This window comes from Vibrio toranzoniae, assembly GCF_024347655.1.
Classification (GTDB): domain Bacteria; phylum Pseudomonadota; class Gammaproteobacteria; order Enterobacterales; family Vibrionaceae; genus Vibrio; species Vibrio toranzoniae.
Genome location: NZ_AP025514.1, coordinates 1,124,898 through 1,143,945, shown reverse-complemented (window position 1 = coordinate 1,143,945; position 19,048 = coordinate 1,124,898). Strand labels below are relative to the sequence as shown.

Below are 19,048 nucleotides of genomic sequence, written 5' to 3'. Positions count from 1 at the left end.
TTCTCCTAAGTTATTTCACTTCTAGCTTAGTAAGCTGAAACGTCGTTATCTTCGATGTGTTTCTTATCCAGACGACCGAACATTTTGTAGTATGTCCAAGTTGTGTAGCCAAGAATCACAGGAACCATTACCGCAGCAACCATTGTCATCAAACCAAGTGTTAGTTCACTCGCTGTTGAATCCCACATAGTCAAACTATGGTTAGGGTTCAAACTTGATGGCATTACGAATGGGAACATTGCAAAACCAGCCGTTAGGATAACACCAGCGTTAGATAGGCTCGAGAACAAGAACGCAAAGCCACCACGCTCAAAGCGAGATGCAATCACAGCTAATAGAGGCATTGCGACACCAAGAATTGGCGCTGCCCACATTGCAGGATACGTTTCGAAGTTTGTCATCCAAGCACCAACTTGAAGTGATACCTCTTTGTTTAATGGGTTCGAATCTGCAAAGGTGTCAATCGTGCTTGTGATTACATAACCTTCAATAGACTGAACCCAGAAACCACCAATAACGAACAGAACAATAGCAACAAGGCCTGAAATCTGAGCGACAAGACGAGCACGGTTATGTAATTCCTCTGTTGTCTTCATTTGAAGCCATGTTGCACCTTGCATAACGAACAACATCAGAGCTAACACACCACAAAGCAATGCAAACGGGTTTAGTAAAGCGAAGAATGTGCCATGGTACTTAGACATCATTAAGTCATTCAGGTCGAATGGTACACCTTGTAGTAGGTTACCAAATGCCACACCGAAAATGATTGGCGGCACTGTACCACTGCAGCAAAGTGCGTAGTCCCAAGCTTTACGCCATTTTGGATTTTCAATCTTAGAACGGTAATCAAGAGCAAGTGGACGTAGCCAAAGCGCGGCTAACGTCGCGTACATTGCAAAGTAGAAACCAGAGAAAGACGTCGCATAAACCAGAGGCCATGCAGCAAACAATGCACCACCCGCCGTGATTAACCAAACTTGGTTACCATCCCAGTGCGGTGCAATAGTGTTAATCATGACACGACGTTCTGTGTCACTCTTACCGATAACAGGAGAAAGGGCTGCAACACCCATATCAAAGCCATCAGTTACGGCGAAACCAACCAGTAGAACACCGATCAGTACCCACCAAATAAGTCGTAAGCTTTCGTAATCAAACATAATATTCCCTCACTTATACTTCGACTGAACGGCTAACTTTGTCTTCAACAGAGTTATCGTTTTGTTCGAAGTGATAACGGCCTGTCTTTAGACTACTTGGACCTTTACGCGCGAATTTCAGCATTAGGTAAACTTCTGCAATCAAGAACACGGTGTACAGTGCAAGAATTGCGAATAGAGAACTCCAAAGCTGTTCAATAGTTAATGCTGATGCAGCAACGTTAACTGGTAGAATTTCACCAACCGCCCACGGTTGACGACCAAACTCAGCAACGAACCAACCTGCTTCAATCGCAATCCAAGGCAATGGAATTGAGAATAGTGCAGCTCTAAGAATCCATGGTTTTTGTTCGATCTTCTGACGGCATGTTTGAACAAATGCAGCACCGAATACAAACAGCATAATGAAGCCACAAGCAACCATTAGACGGAATGACCAGAATAGAGGCCAAACCGTTGGGATTGAATCATCCGCGGCCATTTGGATTTGCTCTTCTGTTGCATCAACAACGTCGTCTGTGTAGCGCTTAAGAAGCAAGCCGTAACCTAAATCACCTTTTACTTCATCGAAAGCCGCCATATTTTCTTCAGACTTGTCGCCTGCACGTAGCTTTTCAAGCAAATCGTACGCATACATACCCGTGCGGATACGATCAACGTGGTCATCACGTAAGTCACGCAGACCCGTTACTTCCTTATCAAGAGAACGTGTTGCGATGATACCCATTACGTAAGGAATTTTAATTGCGTAGTCAGTATTCATTGTTTCTTGATTTGGAATACCAAAAACAGTAAATGCGGCTGGCGCTTCTTCCGTGTGCCACTCTGCTTCAACAGCAGCTAGCTTCACTTTTTGAACTTCACCAAGCTCGTAACCAGATTCATCACCTAGTACGATTACTGATAAAATCGCGGCCATACCAAATGATGCTGCAATCGCAAAAGAACGACGTGCAAAGGCAAGATCACGACCTTTAAGAATGTAGTATGAGCTGATACCAAGGATGAACATAGCACCCGTTGTGTAACCAGACGCTACTGTGTGTACGAATTTAACCTGTGCTACTGGGTTTAGTACAACTTCTGCGAAGCTCACCATTTCCATACGCATCGTTTCAAAGTTAAATTCCGCACCCACTGGGTTTTGCATCCAGCCGTTTGCTACTAATATCCAAAGCGCAGAAAAGTTAGAACCAAGAGCGACTAGCCACGTTACCGCTAAGTGTTGACGCTTCGACAATCTGTCCCAACCGAAGAAGAAAAGACCAACAAAAGTAGACTCTAGGAAGAATGCAACAAGCGCTTCAATAGCCAACGGAGCACCAAAGATGTCGCCAACATAGTGAGAATAGTATGACCAGTTAGTACCAAACTGGAACTCCATGGTTAAGCCTGTCGCTACACCAAGAGCAAAGTTAATACCAAACAATTTACCCCAGAACTTAGTCATGTCCTTGTAAATTTGCTTGCCAGTCATTACATAAACTGACTCCATAATGGCAAGTAGAAACGCCATCCCTAAAGTCAGTGGAACAAATAGGAAGTGATACATCGCTGTAAATGCAAACTGCAATCGCGACAGATCAACAACATCAATCATGGTAACTCCTTTGTGTCGGCTGAATGACACTTTTGTGATTATTCACCTCAAAAATCCATGTTAAAACAATTTATGCAATTGTTATTACAAATTGAAATTTGTAGCAAAAACGTACCGTTATAGTTAGATTATTGTTAAGCATGAGCTAATATAGCTGGCGCTAATATTACTGGTAAAATCAGTATGTTTCAAAAGGTTTATGGGAGAACCCTGCGTTGATTTGTATCAAATTTATTCTAGCAAATTAGAGTTATTTTTGAACAGTTATGATTAAAATCACACCAATTTAGCTTGTCTTAATAACAGTGCATGATATCTGTGACAAAAGCTCATCACCACTTCAACATACGAACTACAACTACCTATAAAGTATTAACAAAATATATGACAACTTATTTCATTTTTTGTTAACCAAATCAAACTTGAAATCAAAGTTTCCACTTTTAACATCCACTACTCAGCCTTTTCACCGATTAACTCAAAGAGTTGTTATTCACTAAAAACCAAAAAAATCCCAGCGCTTATGCAACTGGGATTTTTATAAATGAATAATTTAACGATTAGAAGGTTTATCTATTCCGAAGTGCAAATAGGCTCTGTCGGTAGCAATTCGACCTCGTGGAGTTCTTTGTAAATAACCTTGTTGAATTAAATAGGGTTCTAGTACATCTTCAATGGTGTCTCTCTCTTCACCAATTGCGGCTGCCATATTGTCGATACCAACCGGACCACCACCAAACTTCTCCATAATTGCAAGTAGAAGCTTTCTATCCATGTAATCGAAACCTTTCGCATCGACATCCAGCATGTTAAGCGCTTTATCAGCAACCTCAGGACAAATATGACCATCCCCTTTGACCTCTGCGTAATCGCGTACACGACGCAGCAAACGGTTAGCAATACGAGGTGTACCACGCGCACGGCGAGCAACTTCTAACGCGCCTTCTGATTCCATCGAAAGACCGAGACAATCTGCACTTCTCTGGACAATATTTTGTAGATCTTCAACTTTATAGTACTCAAGGCGTTGAGTGATACCAAAACGATCACGTAATGGAGAGGTCAACGAACCAGCACGAGTGGTTGCGCCGATCAAAGTAAAAGGAGGGAGATCGATCTTGATAGAACGCGCCGCAGGGCCTTCACCAATCATAATGTCCAGTTGGTAATCTTCCATTGCTGGATACAGAACCTCTTCGACCACAGGGCTTAGTCGATGAATCTCATCAATGAACAGCACATCATTCTCTTCAAGGTTTGTCAGTAATGCCGCTAAGTCACCCGCTTTTTCTAGCACAGGCCCTGAAGTAGTCCGTATGTTCACATCCATTTCATTGGCAACAATGTTAGCCAATGTGGTTTTACCCAAGCCTGGAGGACCAAATATCAGCAGATGATCGAGCGCCTCGCTACGTAATTGTGCCGCTTTGATGAAAATCTCCATCTGGCCACGAACGTGATCCTGACCTTGATAATCGGCTAATGCTTTTGGTCGTATCGCGCGATCAATAACATCTTCATCTTTAAAGACCGGATTATCAGGAGCAATGAGGCGATCTGCTTCAATCATAGGGATTCCAATTTGAGAGTTCTAACTCTGTTATATCTAATTTCTAACTCGATGTTTTGTTGTCCACTACGTTGAACGTGAAAAGGCTGAACACCAGTATAGTGGAGGCTTACCTGCAGCATATAAAACCCTGCAAAAAAGTAAGATCTATTTAAACCATCGACTTCAATGCTTCGCGAATCAACTGTTCACTCGTCATGCCTTCTTTAGCCACTTGAGAAACAACCTTAGAAGCTTGAGTTGGTTTATAACCTAATGCAAGTAGTGCACTTACCGCTTCTTCTTCAGCATCATGAACCGTCGGCATAGAATCAATAGGTGCAGCATCCGTCGCAGGTGTGAACAAATCACCGACACCCCACCCTTTCAAACGGTCTTTCATTTCAACAACAAGCCGCTCTGCCGTCTTCTTACCAACACCCGGCAATTTTACCAACGTAGAAATATCTTCGCGTTCAACACTCTGAATAAACTGGCTAGCCGTCATACCTGAAAGGATACCAAGGCCAAGCTTAGGGCCAACACCGTTCGCTTTGATAACTTCGCGGAACAGCGCGCGTTCTTTAATAGTGTTGAAACCATAAAGCAGTTGTGCATCTTCACGTACAACAAAGTGAGTGTAGATAATTGCCTCTTCACCCACGTTTGGTAATTCATAAAAACAGCTCATTGGCATTTGAACTTCATAGCCAACGCCACTCACTTCGATTAATAACTCTGGTGGCTGTTTTTCTATTAATATACCGCGTAGACGTCCGATCACAATTCACTCTCTTGGTGGAACATAATTTGAGGGACAGAATATAAAAGAACTGGATGCTTATCCAGTTCTTTATGTTTATTAGAGTGATTTATTTACGCTTGCTTGGCTTGTGAAGCCGCATTATTCAAGCTTTTAAGAAAGCACTAAGATCTAGGTTAACGGTAACGCCCTTTTTTTGCTCCAGTTGCTTTACCAGCAAGTGCAACTAAGGTTTTATTGGTGTTAGCGTGAGTGATTGCTACGCCCAGAGCATCGGCTGCATCGGCCTGTGGCTTGGCAGGTAGCTTAAGCATGCTCATTACCATATTCTGAACCATAGACTTGTCCGCGCCGCCATTACCGGTCACCGCTTGCTTAATTAAACGAGCCGCGTATTCATGAACAGGCAAATCCGCATTTACAGCCGCTACTATTGCGCTACCACGAGCTTGACCAAGTTTAAGCGCCGAATCCGCATTCTTCGCCATGAAGACCTGCTCTATCGCAAACACATCCGGCTGGAATTGAGTGATGATTTCACTTACACCCGCATAAATTTGCTTTAGTCGACCCGGCAACTCTTTTTCTGAGGTGCGAATACAACCACTCCCTAAGTAATAGAGGTGGCGGCCATTTTGACGAATAACACCGTAACCGGTAATGCGTGAGCCAGGGTCGATCCCTAAGATAATAGACATAACTTCAAATACTGATTATTTATACATGCTTTATGAGCTTAGTATATCGAACGCAAAAAAAAATGCCCGTCAAATTAACGGGCATTTCATTGTTCTACTGCAAAACTAAGTTCTAAAAAGCTAAGTTCTAAAAAATAAGCTCTTTAGAAAGTTAGGCTAATCGTTTGATTAGTCTTCTTTCTTCGCTAGTTTCACTGCGATTGCTAGCTCTTCCAGTGATGCTGGGTTTGCTAGGCTTGGCGCGTCTGTTAGCAGACATGCTGCAGCTGTTGTTTTCGGGAATGCGATAACGTCACGGATATTCTCTGTACCACAAAGTAGCATTGCTAGACGGTCAAGACCGAATGCTAGACCAGCGTGTGGTGGAGTGCCGTATTGAAGAGCATCTAGTAGGAAGCCGAACTTCTCTTGTTGCTCTTGTGCTTCGATACCTAGGATACCGAATACAGCCGTTTGCATTTCTGCGTTGTGAATACGTACAGAACCACCGCCTACTTCGTAGCCGTTGATTACCATGTCGTATGCATCAGAGTTTGCTGCTGCTGGGTTCGCTTTTAGCTCTTCCGCGTTCACACCCAGTGGCGATGTGAATGGGTGGTGCATTGCGTGTAGGTTACCTTCGCCGTCTTCTTCGAACATTGGGAAGTCAACAACCCACAGTGGAGCCCATGCAGATGTGTCTGTTAGCTCTAGATCAGTACCTAGTTTAAGACGAAGTGCGCCCATTGCTTCAGCAACGATGCCCGCTTTGTCTGCGCCGAACAGAATGATATCGCCAGATTCAGCTTGAGTGCGATCTAGAATACCGTTGATGACGTCTTCGCTTAGGAATTTAGCAACTGGAGATTGAATGCCTTCCATGCCTGCAGCACGGTCGTTAACCTTCATCCATGCTAGACCTTTCGCGCCGTAGATGTTTACGTATTCTGCGTAACCGTCGATTTGCTTACGAGTTAGCTTAGCACCACCTGGTACACGGATAACCGCTACACGACCTTTTTCGTCGTTAGCAGGGCCAGAGAATACTTTGAACTCAACGTCTTTAACTAAGTCAGCAACGTCCACTAACTCTAGTGGGTTACGTAGATCTGGCTTATCAGAACCGAAACGACGAATCGCTTCAGAGAAAGGCATTACTGGGAATTGACCAAGTTCAACATCTAGAAGCTCTTTCCACATATCGTGAACTAGCTTCTCAGTGATGTTACGTACTTCTTGAGAAGACATGAACGATGTTTCGATATCGATCTGAGTAAATTCAGGCTGACGGTCAGCACGTAAATCTTCATCACGGAAACATTTAACGATTTGGTAGTAACGGTCAAAACCAGACATCATCAGCAGTTGCTTGAACAGCTGAGGAGATTGAGGAAGCGCGTAGAAGCTGCCTTTGTGAACACGGCTTGGTACTAGGTAATCGCGAGCGCCTTCTGGCGTTGCTTTCGTTAGTACTGGAGTCTCGATGTCTAGGAATAGGTTCTCATCAAGGAAACGACGAACGAAGCTAGAAGCACGAGCACGAAGCTTAATGCGGTCACTCATCTCTGGACGACGAAGATCGATGTAACGGTACTTTAGACGCTGCTCTTCAGAGTTCGTTTGGTTGAAATCTAGTGGAAGCGACTCTGAACGGTTGATGATTTCTAGACCAGTCGCGTAAAGCTCTACTTCACCAGTAGCCATGTCTTTATTTACTTGGCTGTCAGGACGAACACGCACTTCACCAGTAAATTTGATACAGAATTCATTACGCAATTGGTTAGCGATCGGGAAGATATCTTTCATATCTGGATCGACAACAACCTGAACGATGCCTTCACGATCACGCATATCAATAAAGATAAGACCGCCTAAATCACGGCGACGGTTTACCCAGCCGCACAGTTCTACAGTTTGTCCCGCCAGGGACTTGTTCAGGTTACCACAGTAATGGGTACGCATAATGAATTTCCCAATCTCTTAATAATTTACTAATTTCCAAGCTGTCAGTGGTCATTCCACACAACAGAGCAAAGGAACATTTATACGCGGAAACTCGCTTAAAATCGACCTTCCACATTCGAATTTATTATGTTTTATCTGGCTTTGCTGCTTTTTAGTCCACCAAGTGCACAAAGATTCATCAAAACCAAAAAATTTGGCATAATTATATCTCGAAAGTACCGTAATCGGCAAAAGTCTCGTACAGTAGATTTGCACTTCAACTAAAATTTTTTGTAATGACTAATGACGCGATGACTAATAGCGTGATAACTAACGGTGTAATAACAATGGAAACTTTACCTCTAAGACTTGGCTTAACCATGTGGTCTCATTCTGAGTGGCAAAGTCAGTTCTATGGCAAGGGGACAAAGCCTGCAGAGCGTCTAGAAAAATACACCCAAGTTTTTCATACCGTTGAAGGCAACACGACCTTTTACGCTACGCCAAGTATGTCTACCGTTCATAACTGGAAAGCCGCCAGTCACGACGACTTCAAGTTCACTTTCAAGCTACCTAAATTCATCACCCACCAGCAACAACTCAGGCATTGCCAAGCCGAACTCAAAGAGTTCTTAATGACCATGTCACCACTGCATGATCGCATTGGTCAATGGACGATTCAGCTACCGCACAGCTTTGAACCTAGCATGCTCCCAGTGCTGCAAAAGTTTTGTACGTTATTTCCAAAAGACATGCAGCTTGGTGTTGAAGTCCGTCACTTGGGTTTCTTTGACAAAGGTGATGCCGAAAAACGTTTCAATCAATGGCTCGTAGAAGAAGGCATCAATCGCATCATTATGGATAGCCGCCCGGTATTTTCCGCGCCGCCAACCACAGAGGCAGTGATCGATGCGCATCAGAAAAAGCCACGCGTACCCGTTCATGCGATTGCAACCGCCAACAACCCGATGATTCGCTTCATTGGCCACCCTGATCAAGAGCCTAACATCGAGTTTTTTAAGCCATGGTTTAACAAAATTCCAAACTGGCTTAGTGAAGGCAAACAACCGTATTTGATGATCCACACGCCAGACAACAACCACGCGCCTGAACTTGCAATTGATATATATCAGCGATTGCAAAAGCAAGTATCTGAAAATACGTCATTATTATTGCCCGAACTCGCTCAGTTTCCAGCTCAGAAAGGCAATCACCAAATCTCAATGTTTTAATCCCACTCTCTGGTATAGAGCCAAACATCAGGACTAATCTCAGTTTTCGTGACAGCAGTCTTTTTTTTACGTAAAATACGCCCCCTTTTATTTGGTACGAATTTCGGACCAATTACGCTGACTGTCGAGAGAAAATGCCATGAGCAACACAGACAATATCTTTTCCGCTCCTATTGATAAAATTGGAGACTTCACCTTTGATGCAAGGGTTGCTGAAGTATTTCCGGATATGATTCAACGCTCGGTGCCTGGCTATAGCAACATTATCTCTGCGATCGGCATGCTGGCTGAGCGCTTCGTAAAACCACATTCAAATATCTATGATCTCGGTTGCTCTCTTGGCGCAGCTACGCTGTCAATGCGCCGCCACATCCAACAAGAAGGCTGTACGATATTCGCTATCGATAATTCAGAAGCGATGGTTGAGCGCTGTAAATTGCACGTTAACGCTTACCGCAGTGACACGCCGGTAGAAGTCATCGAAGCTGATATTCGTGAAGTAGAAATCAAAGATGCTTCTGTTGTGGTACTTAACTTTACGCTGCAATTCTTGTCTCCAGACGACCGATACGCTTTGCTTGAAAAAATTCACGCAGGTTTGCGCCCGGGCGGGATCTTAATCCTGTCAGAAAAATACGTATTCGAAGATGAAAGCTCAAACGAGCTGCTTATCGACCTGCATCATGATTTCAAACGTGCTAACGGTTACAGCGAATTAGAAGTCAGCCAAAAACGTAGCGCGATTGAAAATGTTATGCGGCCTGACTCGGTCAAGGTTCATAAAGAACGTTTTCAAGAAATCGGTTTTTCTAGTTGCGAAGTTTGGTTTCAGTGTTTCAACTTTGGTTCGATGTTCGCTATCAAATAAAACACAAACATAATCAGTTAGAGACGATTCATTCGGACTTTAACCACTAATTTCCTGTGCTGTGATGCTCAGCGTCACACACATTATGAATTCCACAACGGTTTATATTACCCATGTTTAATTTTGCTAATTTTTATCAACTTATCGCCCAAGATACTCGCCTTCAGCCGTGGTTAAACGTCCTGCCACAGCAACTGACCGATTGGCAAAATGCAGAGCACGGTGACTTCGACCGTTGGTTACGAGCACTAAACAAGATTCCACAAGGTGTGCCTGACCAAATTGATCTGAAAAACTCAGTGACCATTGGCAGCTCTACACCGTTCCACACAGGTGAGCTTAAAAAGTTAGAAAGCTTACTGAAGACTTTCCACCCTTGGAGAAAAGGCCCTTACACGGTTCACGACATTCATATCGATACGGAATGGCGCAGTGACTGGAAATGGGATCGCGTGCTTCCACATATCTCACCACTTAAAAACCGTTCTGTGCTCGATGTGGGTTGTGGCAATGGCTACCACATGTGGCGCATGCTTGGTGAAGGCGCTCGTCTAACCGTAGGTATCGACCCTTCTCACCTTTTCTTGGTTCAGTTTGAAGCTATCCGTAAGTTAATGGGCGATGACCAACGTGCTCACCTTTTACCTCTAGGCATAGAGCAACTCCCAAAATTGGAAGCCTACGACACAGTATTTAGCATGGGCGTGCTGTACCACCGCCGTTCACCGCTTGATCACTTAATTCAACTGAAAGACCAATTGGTGTCTGGCGGTGAGTTAGTGCTTGAAACCTTAGTGATTGAAGGCGATGAAAATGCAGTTCTAGTTCCTGTTGACCGTTACGCTCAGATGAGAAACGTCTACTTCTTCCCTTCAGCTCGAGCACTGAAATGTTGGCTTGAACAGGTTGGCTTTGAAGACGTTCGTATCGTTGACGAAAATGTCACGACAATTGGTGAACAACGCACAACAGAATGGATGACACACAACTCTCTGCCAGATTACCTAGATCCGAACGATCCGAGTAAAACGGTTGAAGGTCACCCTGCACCAAGACGTGCGATTTTGGTAGCAACAAAGCCATAGATACTCTGCCCATAACGCAATAGTTCCTGAGGGAAAATGATGGTTTATTTTACTTGTGAACCCATCATTTTTTCGCAGTACACTTTGATCAAAGAGCCCCAAAATTGACGTCTGTTTAATAAGTAAGCTATTTCAGATTGCGATAATTGGCGTAGCGCTCACATTGCGATTCAATATGACCAGACTCTAACATTAGGATGCTTCACGCATCCTTTCCTGTAGGATAAACTGCTAAATAGTATGAACTATTCTCTAATTCCCAAAGGTTTTTTTATGTTTAAGCGATTATCGCCAATTGTGGCGGTGGGTTTGCTCTCTGGCTGCACCCTCACTAACGGTGCGACCTACCACCAAGAAACGCTCGACGCAATTTCCCACTCAGAGGCAAACATCGCAAATAAAGTTCAGAATCTTGAACTACAAATGAGTAACCAAAGCGACTATATTGAAAGCCTAGAAGATGAAATTACGACTCTTTCCAGTCAACTAGATGCTCATCTAACTCGTATTGAACACAAGGTTATTGAAGAGCAAGAGGAAGAAGAACCTCAAGTCGTTGCCGCTGACCCTGTCACCCCTACGTTACAACCTACCATCCTAGGTGGAATCGAAAAGGTGTTTATCGACTCGATAAAACAAAGCTTTGACGCTCGTGTTGATACCGGCGCAACCACCTCTTCTTTAAATGCCGTCGATATTAAAGAATTCGAACGTAACGGTAAGGACTGGGTTAAATTCCACCTAGACGACCAAGCAGAAGCAGAAAAAGAACAAAAATGGATCGAAGCACCTGTTATACGTTATGTGAAAATCCGACAATCAACTAATGATCAGACAGAGCGAAGAGCGGTGATTGAATTATGGGTGAAAGTTGGAAAAATCCATGAAAAAGCGCAATTTACATTGGCGGATCGCTCTCAAATGAGTCACCCTGTATTACTAGGGCGCGAATTTATCAAAGACATCGCGCTAGTGGATGTAAGCAAAACGTACGTACAAACGGAAGCTAAATAACAATAGTAGGGCAAGCTATGACGTCAAGAATTCCATTTTATATCTCTATTTTCCTGCTCATTGTGGCAGGTATAACGCTAAGTATGTTTAGGCATACAACCTACGGTGTACCTTGGACTCCAGGAGAAACTAGACAAGTATGGGACATTGAAGCTCGTATCGAATTCAATGCAATAGGTAAAGAAGCAAAGGTTTCATTAGCAGCTCCTCACACTCAGTCTAATTACACACTTATCGGTGAATCAGCTTCATCACCAGGCTACGGTATCTCCTACTTGAATACAGAGTCAGGTCGCCGCGCAGAGTGGTCTATTCGTTATGCAGATGGTCCTCAAACCATCTACTACAAAACACAGTTTCTAGTCGACAACCAAGCTAAAGTAAACGATATACCACCAGAAGGTGAAATAACGAAACCAAGCTTCGACGGTCCAGAAGAAGCGGCATCTCTTGCTCTGATTGATAGAGCGACAAAGCGTTCCGCAGACAACCTAACCTTTACTCGTGAGTTGATTAAAACGCTTAACGATCCAGACAGCCAAAACTCTGCGCTAATTCTGAATAATATGACGAAAGTTGAAGCGACACACAAGCTACTTTCGACAGCCAAAATTCACAACAAAGTAGTCGGTGTTATTGAATTGGAAGATGGACGTCGTCGACAATCAATCCAACACATGATCCAAATCTGGGACAATGACCAGTGGATTTTGTTCTCTCCAGAGTCGAGTCAACGACAAGTTCAACCAAACCTACTTATCTGGGATGAATCCAACGTTTCTCTACTCGATGTTGTTGGTGGTCAGAACAGTAAAGTTCATTTCTCTATGATTGCTCAGGAAGTATCTCCAACTGAAGCAACCAACAACAAGGTTTCAGCTGATCGATTATTGAACTTATCGATTCACAGCCTGCCGCTAGAAGAGCAAGCGATGTTCAAAACCATCATGCTTATTCCTATCGGTGCACTGATTGTTGTGTTCCTACGCGTGATCATCGGTTTGAAAACATCTGGTACGTTCATGCCAGTTCTGATTGCGGTGGCGTTTGTTCAAACACAATTAATAACGGGTATTGTCGGTTTCCTATTAATTGTCGGTACCGGTCTGGTGATACGAAGTTACTTATCAAAACTCAACTTACTCCTGGTAGCTAGGATATCCGCCGTCATCATTACAGTAATCATGATCATCTCCGTGTTTACCGTGGTCGCATTTAAAGTCGGTCTGACAGAAGGTCTATCCATTACGTTCTTCCCAATGATCATCCTATCTTGGACTATCGAACGTATGTCTATTCTATGGGAAGAAGAAGGCGCGAAAGAAGTCGTGTTACAAGGTGGTGGTTCTCTGTTTACCGCTATTCTTGTTTATTTAGGCATGACGAACCCATTCATTCAGCACTTAACGTTTAACTTTATTGGTCTACAGCTTGTTATTCTAGCGACCATCTTGCTACTAGGTAACTATACTGGCTACCGTCTAACCGAGCTTCGTCGCTTTAAACCGCTAGCGGAGGACTAAGTTATGTTTGATCAGTTTACTTCACCGTTTAGGTTGAAAGACAAAGGCATTATGGGAATGAACAAGCGTAACCATAGCTATATTGGTCGCTACAATGATCGTTCCAAGTATCCACTCGTTGATGACAAGCTTAAGACTAAGATCATTGCAGAACAGGCTGGTGCAACTGTACCGAAATTGATTGGCGTTATTAGTCACCAAGCTGAAGTGAAAACAATCCACAAGATGGTTAAAGAGTGGCCGGGTTTCGTAATCAAGCCAGCTCAAGGTAGTGGTGGTAAAGGCATCCTTGTTGTGACATCTCACAAGGATGGCGTTTATACCAAGCCATCTGGTTCAACCATCAATGAAGAAGATGTCGAGCGCCATATCAGTAACGCTCTAGCGGGCCTTTTCTCTCTGGGTGGCAAGAACGATGTAGCCGTAGTTGAAAACCTCATCAAGTTTGACGAGTGTTTCGATGGCTTTAGTTATGAAGGTGTGCCAGATGTACGAATCATCGTATTCAAAGGCTATCCTGTGATGGCTATGATGCGCCTTTCCACTTCTGCTTCTGACGGCAAGGCAAACTTGCACCAAGGCGCTGTGGGGGTTGGTATTTGTATTGCCACCGGAAAAGCCGTTCGTGCGGTCCAGTTTGACCACCCTGTGACTCACCACCCAGATACCGGTAAAGAACTGGCGCTACTTCAAGTGCCGCATTGGGAAAAGCTGCTAACTCTTGCATCAAGTGCTTGGGAAATGACAAGTCTTGGTTACATGGGTACTGACATGGTTTTAGACCAAGAAGAGGGCCCTATGGTACTGGAACTCAACGCTCGTCCTGGGTTAGCAATACAGATTGCAAACGGCGCGGGTTTGCTTCCTCGCTTGCATCATATTGAAAACCTAGGCACACCCGCCGAATATCCGAAAGCAGCAGAGCGCGTGGCATACGCTGCTAAGCAGTTTGGTGTTCACGGTAACGAAATTGTTCCAAACTAATCTAAGCCGAGAGTTAACCCACTGAGTAAATGATTCTATACCTAATCGAGTTCAATAAAAAAGCCGCATGATTGAAGTGTTTCCATAAAGTTGAACACTTCGGTTAAGCGGCTTTTTAGTGCCCGATGTTTAAGCTAGCTCGTAAGGCCATCCCCTCTAGCTTCAATTTCAAGCTCTCGAATTGGCTCAATACGCACAGCAGCCACCTTAAACTCCGGGATCTTGGCATGCGGATCTGTCGCCGTTGTCGTCAAACGGTTCACAGGAGACTCCACGAAATGGAATGGAATAAACACCACGCCTTTCTGCATTCGCTTGGTTACAAACGCCGCGATTTCAATTTCACCACGACGCGTTAATACTTTGAGCATCTGACCATTCGAGATCCCTAACGATTCAGCATCATGCACACTGACCATCGCTCGTGGCCCTGCTAAGTTATCCAGACCTTTTGTTTTACGCGTCATGGTTCCGGTATGGAACTGCTCCAATACCCGCCCCGTTGTTAGCACTAATGGGAATTCTGAATCCGGCAGCTCTGCCGCATATCGAAACGGAATCGCTTCCATTTGACCACGCCCGCGAGTGAATTGGGTTTGGTGCATAATACGAGTGCCGTCTGGGTTGTTCTTATTACTCGGCCACTGTACGCCATTAACCGTTATGTTCTCCCAACGTAAACCACCATATTGTGGCGTGACGCGGGCAATCTCATTGGTAATATCCGCAACTGAATCGTAGCTCCAATCACCACCCATCGCATTAGCCAGCAATTGGATAATCACCCAATCCTCTTTCGCGTCACCTGGAGGTAATACCGCTGGGTTAATACGCTGAACGCGTCGCTCAGTATTGGTAAAGTGACCTGACTTTTCAGCGAACGAGCAAGACGGTAGCACCACATCGGCATACTGCGCCGTTTCGGTTAAGAAGATGTCTTGAACCACTAGGAAATCTAACGCTGCAAGCCCTTCAATCACGTGCGCTTGGTTTGGATCACTGAGCACTGGATTTTCACCCATCACGTATAAACCACGTACATCTCGATTACACGCACCATCAATAATCTCGGTCAACGTTAACCCCGTTTCAGCAGGCAAATCAGCAACGCCCCACTCCATCGCGAACTTTTGGCGGACCATTGGGTTATACACTTTCTGATAGCCTGGCAGGTTGTTTGGCAATGCGCCCATGTCGCACGCACCTTGAACATTGGATTGGCCACGCAGTGGGTTGATACCACCACCTTCAATACCGATGTTGCCACACAAGAGCTGCAGGTTAGCAATCGAGCGAACATTGTCGTGGCCAGTGGTGTGTTGCGTGATACCCATGGAGTAATACACCGCCGTGCGTTTTGCCGTACCGATCAAGCGCGCCATCGCGAAGATGTCTTCTGCTTTAACGCCAGTCACCAATTCCACTTTATCGAGAGAGTAGCTTGGTGACATGACCTCTTGGAGCAAGGTATCAAAGCCATCCACACGATCTTCAATGTACTCTTGATCATACCAACCGTGTTTGATGATCTGCTGCATCACACCATTAATCAGCATCACATCGGTACCCGGTCGGTGTGCTAAGTAAAGTTCAGCATGATCGGCAATATCGATTATTTTAGGATCGGCGACGATCAAACGAGCACCGTTATGCCTCACTGCCTGTTTGATGTGTGAGCCGATAATTGGGTGCGCGGATGTAGTGTCTGAACCAATGATAAAGATAACATCTGAGTGTTTGATACTTGGGATATCATTGGTCATTGCCCCGCTGCCCAGCGAAGCCTCTAAACCAGTAACAGTCGAAGCATGACAAAGGCGAGCACAATGGTCGACGTTGTTGGTGCCTAGTTCACGACGTATGAATTTTTGGAACGCATAGTTATCTTCATTGGTGGTTTTCGCCGATGAGAACCCCGCTAAAGCGTTACTACCAAAACCTTGTTTGATAGCCGTGAGTTTCTCGGCAATCAGCGTAATGGCTTCTTCCCAGCTCGCAGGTTGTAACCAGCCATCTTTACGAATTAACGGTGTTGTAAGGCGGGCATCACTGCCGACAAAGTCGAAACCGAAACGTCCCTTAACACATAACATACCTTCGTTAACCGGAGAATCACCGCCCTCGATATAACGGATTTTGTTCTTCGCTTCGTCAACATGCATGGTCAGCTTACAGCCCACACCACAGTAGGTGCAGATAGTGTCGACCTTTTTAAGGATGTCGGTATCGCCTTGTTTTCTATCACGAGCATCCACCATCGCACCAGTTGGACACGCCTGAATACAAGATCCACATTGAACACAGTTAGAATCGCCCATTAAGGTCTTATCCGCACCAAAATTAGGGCGACACTCAGGCCTTGAAGCTGGCTTGCCGTCTGATTGGTTCATGAGGCTTAGAACACCATGAACGTTCTGCTCACGACACGCTTGGATACACTGGCCGCAACTGATGCAACGATTGGCATCAAAGATAATGAATTCAGAGCTATCATCGACAGCAAACTTCTGCCTTGTTAAACCAACCTTCGCTTCTTCAGCGCGAATCGCTTGCCAGCTGTCGTTAGAAGCCACATCGATTTTGTATTTTGGATGCGTTTGAGTAGCTTTGTATTCGGTCGAATAGTCTCTTAGGTCGCAGTTTGTATTAGCTTGGCAGCCGCATTCTAAACACCTTGCTGCTTCCGCAATTGCATCGGCATTATCAAAGCCTGTTTCTACTTCCTCAAAACTTTGCTCGCGCTGCTCTGGGGTGAGCTCTGGCATGATTTTACGCGCCATGCTTTGTATCGACTTGTACTGCTCGGGATCAATGGCTTTGAGTTGCTTGTGTTTTCTTGAGTTAAACGGTTTAGCCGGAATATTTTCCATATCACCGTTGAAGAATCGGTCGATTGCTTTTGCAGCAATACGTCCGTCTCCGACCGCTTCAACCGCGGTTGCAGGACCTCGTCGGAAATCACCGATACTAAATATATTACCGGTACCGGTATGCATGGTTTGTGGATCCGCGTCCGCAGTATTCCAACGTGTTAACGGGATTTCTAGTGACTCATTGTCCATGAAGCTAAGATCAGGCTTTTGCGACACTGCAGCAATAACCGTATCGAAAGCCTCAACAAAAAACTCACCCGTTGGTTTCGGGCTTCGTCGACCCGATGCATCCGCAGGGCCAAGCGCCATACGCTCTAATCTGATTTCAGATACATGGCCATTTTCACCAGCAATATTCTCAGCCGGGTTAGTCAAGAAGTGAAACTTCACCCCTTCGTGTTCAGCTTCTTCAATTTCGTAATCTTCTGCTGGCATTTCATCTCGTGTACGACGATAGATCAACGTGGTATCAGCACCATCACGGACGGCTGTTCGAGCGCAGTCAATCGCGGTATTACCACCGCCGATTACCGCGACTTTCTTACCCGTAATGAAGTTTTTGTCAGTCACATAATCTTTCAGGTAATCGACACCCAAATAGCAGCCACCAAGGTCACTACCGGGATAATTCATCTCAACGGCTTGTGACGCACCCACTGCTAAGCAAACCGCATCAAAATCACGGCTAAGATCTGACAAGGTGAAATCAACACCAAGCTTCTTATCGCACGCTACTGCCATTCCGTTACGACACATGAGCTCGATTTCTTTATCTAGAATCGACTTCGGCAGACGATACTCAGGAATACCATAACGCAACCAACCACCAGCTTTAGGCATCGATTCGTAAACACTGATGTCATAACCTTCATTAGATAGGTAATAACCTGCTGTTAAGCCACCAGGGCCACTACCAACAATCGCTATGCTCTTACCTTGATTGGGTTTCTTCGCTGGCATGTAGCTCTCTTGAGCGGCCAGATCGGCATCGGCTGCATGACGTTTTAGCTGACGAATCGCGATGGATTCATCGACCAAGTTACGACGACATTCGGTTTCACAAAAAGCAGGACACACACGACCAATTGAGAGCGGCATTGGCAATGTCTTTTTGATCACTTCGATCGCTTTGATGTGATCATTTTGCGCAATATGATGGAGGTAAGATTGGATATCGACACCCGCAGGGCAAGCGGTTTGGCATGGTGCCTCACAGTCAGCGTAGTGGTCTGCCATGATACGGTTCAGCGCATCTTGTCGATGCGTCGTTAGCTGTTTAGATTGAGTGGTGATGTTCAAGCCATTGGCTACCTCAAGCTCACAAGAACGTGTCACGCCCATCCCATCCACTTCAACCACACACAAATCACACGGCACTTTGTCCGTTGTGTTGTTCAAACCACATAACGATGGAATCTCTAAACCACATGTTTTTGCTGCCTCAAGAACGGTTTGCCCTTGCTCAACGATTCGAAATTTTCCATCAATGACAATTTGAATCATACCTTAGTCCTACCTTTGCCTTTCGCACACGCGAGTTATCAACAATTAAAAATATAAGCAATACAATATCGTTAACATTATTAGACTCATGGCATTACCATACATTATCTGTGGACTTGTACGTGTGACCTCAAACAAGTTCCATTGATAATAACCATAAGGTATGAGTGGTCTTATCAGTATCGATGAGAAGATTGAGCTGGAGGCATTCAGTTGAAAAAATTAAATGTGAGGTACAAAAAAGCCCCTAATGGTTAGGGGCTTTGAACA

At 44.7% G+C, this 19,048-nt stretch carries 13 protein-coding genes; 6 read left to right on the top strand and 7 right to left on the bottom strand.

The genetic code is table 11. The features are described from left to right. Positions 1-26: 26 nt before the first annotated feature. The 6 genes from cydB to aspS form a co-directional block, all read right to left on the bottom strand. Positions 27-1,163, bottom strand: a complete 1,137-nt coding sequence (gene cydB, locus OCU50_RS05060; protein WP_060467420.1) for a cytochrome d ubiquinol oxidase subunit II — start codon at positions 1,161-1,163, stop codon at positions 27-29. A gap of 13 nt (positions 1,164-1,176) precedes the next feature. Next, the gene (cydA, locus tag OCU50_RS05055) at positions 1,177-2,763 is read right to left on the bottom strand and encodes a cytochrome ubiquinol oxidase subunit I (protein WP_017055063.1); all 1,587 of its coding nucleotides are present in this window, start codon (positions 2,761-2,763) and stop codon (positions 1,177-1,179) included. 553 nt (positions 2,764-3,316) lie between these two features. Continuing rightward, entirely contained in the window at positions 3,317-4,333 is a 1,017-nt protein-coding gene (ruvB, locus tag OCU50_RS05050; RefSeq protein WP_017055062.1) for a Holliday junction branch migration DNA helicase RuvB, read from the bottom strand. 151 nt (positions 4,334-4,484) lie between these two features. Then, positions 4,485-5,096 carry a Holliday junction branch migration protein RuvA gene (gene ruvA / locus OCU50_RS05045; protein ID WP_060467419.1) on the bottom strand — a complete coding sequence of 204 codons (612 nt, stop codon included), beginning with the start codon at positions 5,094-5,096 and terminating at the stop codon, positions 4,485-4,487. A gap of 155 nt (positions 5,097-5,251) precedes the next feature. Further along, positions 5,252-5,773, bottom strand: coding sequence for a crossover junction endodeoxyribonuclease RuvC (ruvC, locus tag OCU50_RS05040; protein ID WP_017055060.1), 522 nt, complete (start codon positions 5,771-5,773; stop codon positions 5,252-5,254). Between the two features lie 168 nt (positions 5,774-5,941). Beyond that, complete coding sequence (gene aspS, locus OCU50_RS05035; protein ID WP_060467418.1) at positions 5,942-7,714, bottom strand: aspartate--tRNA ligase; 1,773 nt, start codon at positions 7,712-7,714, stop codon at positions 5,942-5,944. 329 nt (positions 7,715-8,043) lie between these two features. Here aspS and OCU50_RS05030 point away from each other — a divergent pair, with 329 nt between their 5' ends. From OCU50_RS05030 to OCU50_RS05005, 6 genes are all read left to right on the top strand, one after another. After that, a complete protein-coding gene (locus OCU50_RS05030; RefSeq protein WP_060467417.1) occupies positions 8,044-8,928 on the top strand; it encodes a DUF72 domain-containing protein in 885 nt (294 codons plus the stop codon). Between the two features lie 139 nt (positions 8,929-9,067). Further along, positions 9,068-9,796 (top strand): carboxy-S-adenosyl-L-methionine synthase CmoA, encoded by a 729-nt coding sequence (gene cmoA, locus OCU50_RS05025; protein WP_060467416.1) that lies wholly within the window; start codon positions 9,068-9,070, stop codon positions 9,794-9,796. A 113-nt stretch (positions 9,797-9,909) separates the two neighbouring features. Beyond that, positions 9,910-10,881 carry a tRNA 5-methoxyuridine(34)/uridine 5-oxyacetic acid(34) synthase CmoB gene (gene cmoB, locus OCU50_RS05020; protein ID WP_060467415.1) on the top strand — a complete coding sequence of 324 codons (972 nt, stop codon included), beginning with the start codon at positions 9,910-9,912 and terminating at the stop codon, positions 10,879-10,881. Between the two features lie 273 nt (positions 10,882-11,154). Beyond that, a complete protein-coding gene (locus OCU50_RS05015) occupies positions 11,155-11,895 on the top strand; it encodes an ATP-dependent zinc protease family protein (protein WP_060467414.1) in 741 nt (246 codons plus the stop codon). A 17-nt stretch (positions 11,896-11,912) separates the two neighbouring features. After that, positions 11,913-13,418, top strand: coding sequence for an inactive transglutaminase family protein (locus OCU50_RS05010; protein WP_060467413.1), 1,506 nt, complete (start codon positions 11,913-11,915; stop codon positions 13,416-13,418). A gap of 3 nt (positions 13,419-13,421) precedes the next feature. Then, positions 13,422-14,402: an alpha-L-glutamate ligase-like protein gene (locus tag OCU50_RS05005; RefSeq protein ID WP_060467412.1), complete on the top strand. Its 981-nt coding sequence runs from the start codon at positions 13,422-13,424 to the stop codon at positions 14,400-14,402. Between the two features lie 134 nt (positions 14,403-14,536). On the opposite strand, the gene fdhF is transcribed toward OCU50_RS05005, so the two are convergent. Further along, positions 14,537-18,778: a formate dehydrogenase subunit alpha gene (fdhF, locus tag OCU50_RS05000; protein WP_060467411.1), complete on the bottom strand. Its 4,242-nt coding sequence runs from the start codon at positions 18,776-18,778 to the stop codon at positions 14,537-14,539. Between the last annotated feature and the right edge of the window lie 270 nt (positions 18,779-19,048).

Coding starts and splice junctions, on each gene's coding strand:
- cydB (WP_060467420.1), bottom strand. CDS start 1,163: ATGTTTGATTACGAAAGCTTACGACTTATTTGGTGGGTACTGATCGGT.
- cydA (WP_017055063.1), bottom strand. CDS start 2,763: ATGATTGATGTTGTTGATCTGTCGCGATTGCAGTTTGCATTTACAGCG.
- ruvB (WP_017055062.1), bottom strand. CDS start 4,333: ATGATTGAAGCAGATCGCCTCATTGCTCCTGATAATCCGGTCTTTAAA.
- ruvC (WP_017055060.1), bottom strand. CDS start 5,773: ATGTCTATTATCTTAGGGATCGACCCTGGCTCACGCATTACCGGTTAC.
- aspS (WP_060467418.1), bottom strand. CDS start 7,714: ATGCGTACCCATTACTGTGGTAACCTGAACAAGTCCCTGGCGGGACAA.
- OCU50_RS05030 (WP_060467417.1), top strand. CDS start 8,044: ATGGAAACTTTACCTCTAAGACTTGGCTTAACCATGTGGTCTCATTCT.
- cmoA (WP_060467416.1), top strand. CDS start 9,068: ATGAGCAACACAGACAATATCTTTTCCGCTCCTATTGATAAAATTGGA.
- cmoB (WP_060467415.1), top strand. CDS start 9,910: ATGTTTAATTTTGCTAATTTTTATCAACTTATCGCCCAAGATACTCGC.
- OCU50_RS05015 (WP_060467414.1), top strand. CDS start 11,155: ATGTTTAAGCGATTATCGCCAATTGTGGCGGTGGGTTTGCTCTCTGGC.
- OCU50_RS05010 (WP_060467413.1), top strand. CDS start 11,913: ATGACGTCAAGAATTCCATTTTATATCTCTATTTTCCTGCTCATTGTG.
- OCU50_RS05005 (WP_060467412.1), top strand. CDS start 13,422: ATGTTTGATCAGTTTACTTCACCGTTTAGGTTGAAAGACAAAGGCATT.
- fdhF (WP_060467411.1), bottom strand. CDS start 18,778: ATGATTCAAATTGTCATTGATGGAAAATTTCGAATCGTTGAGCAAGGG.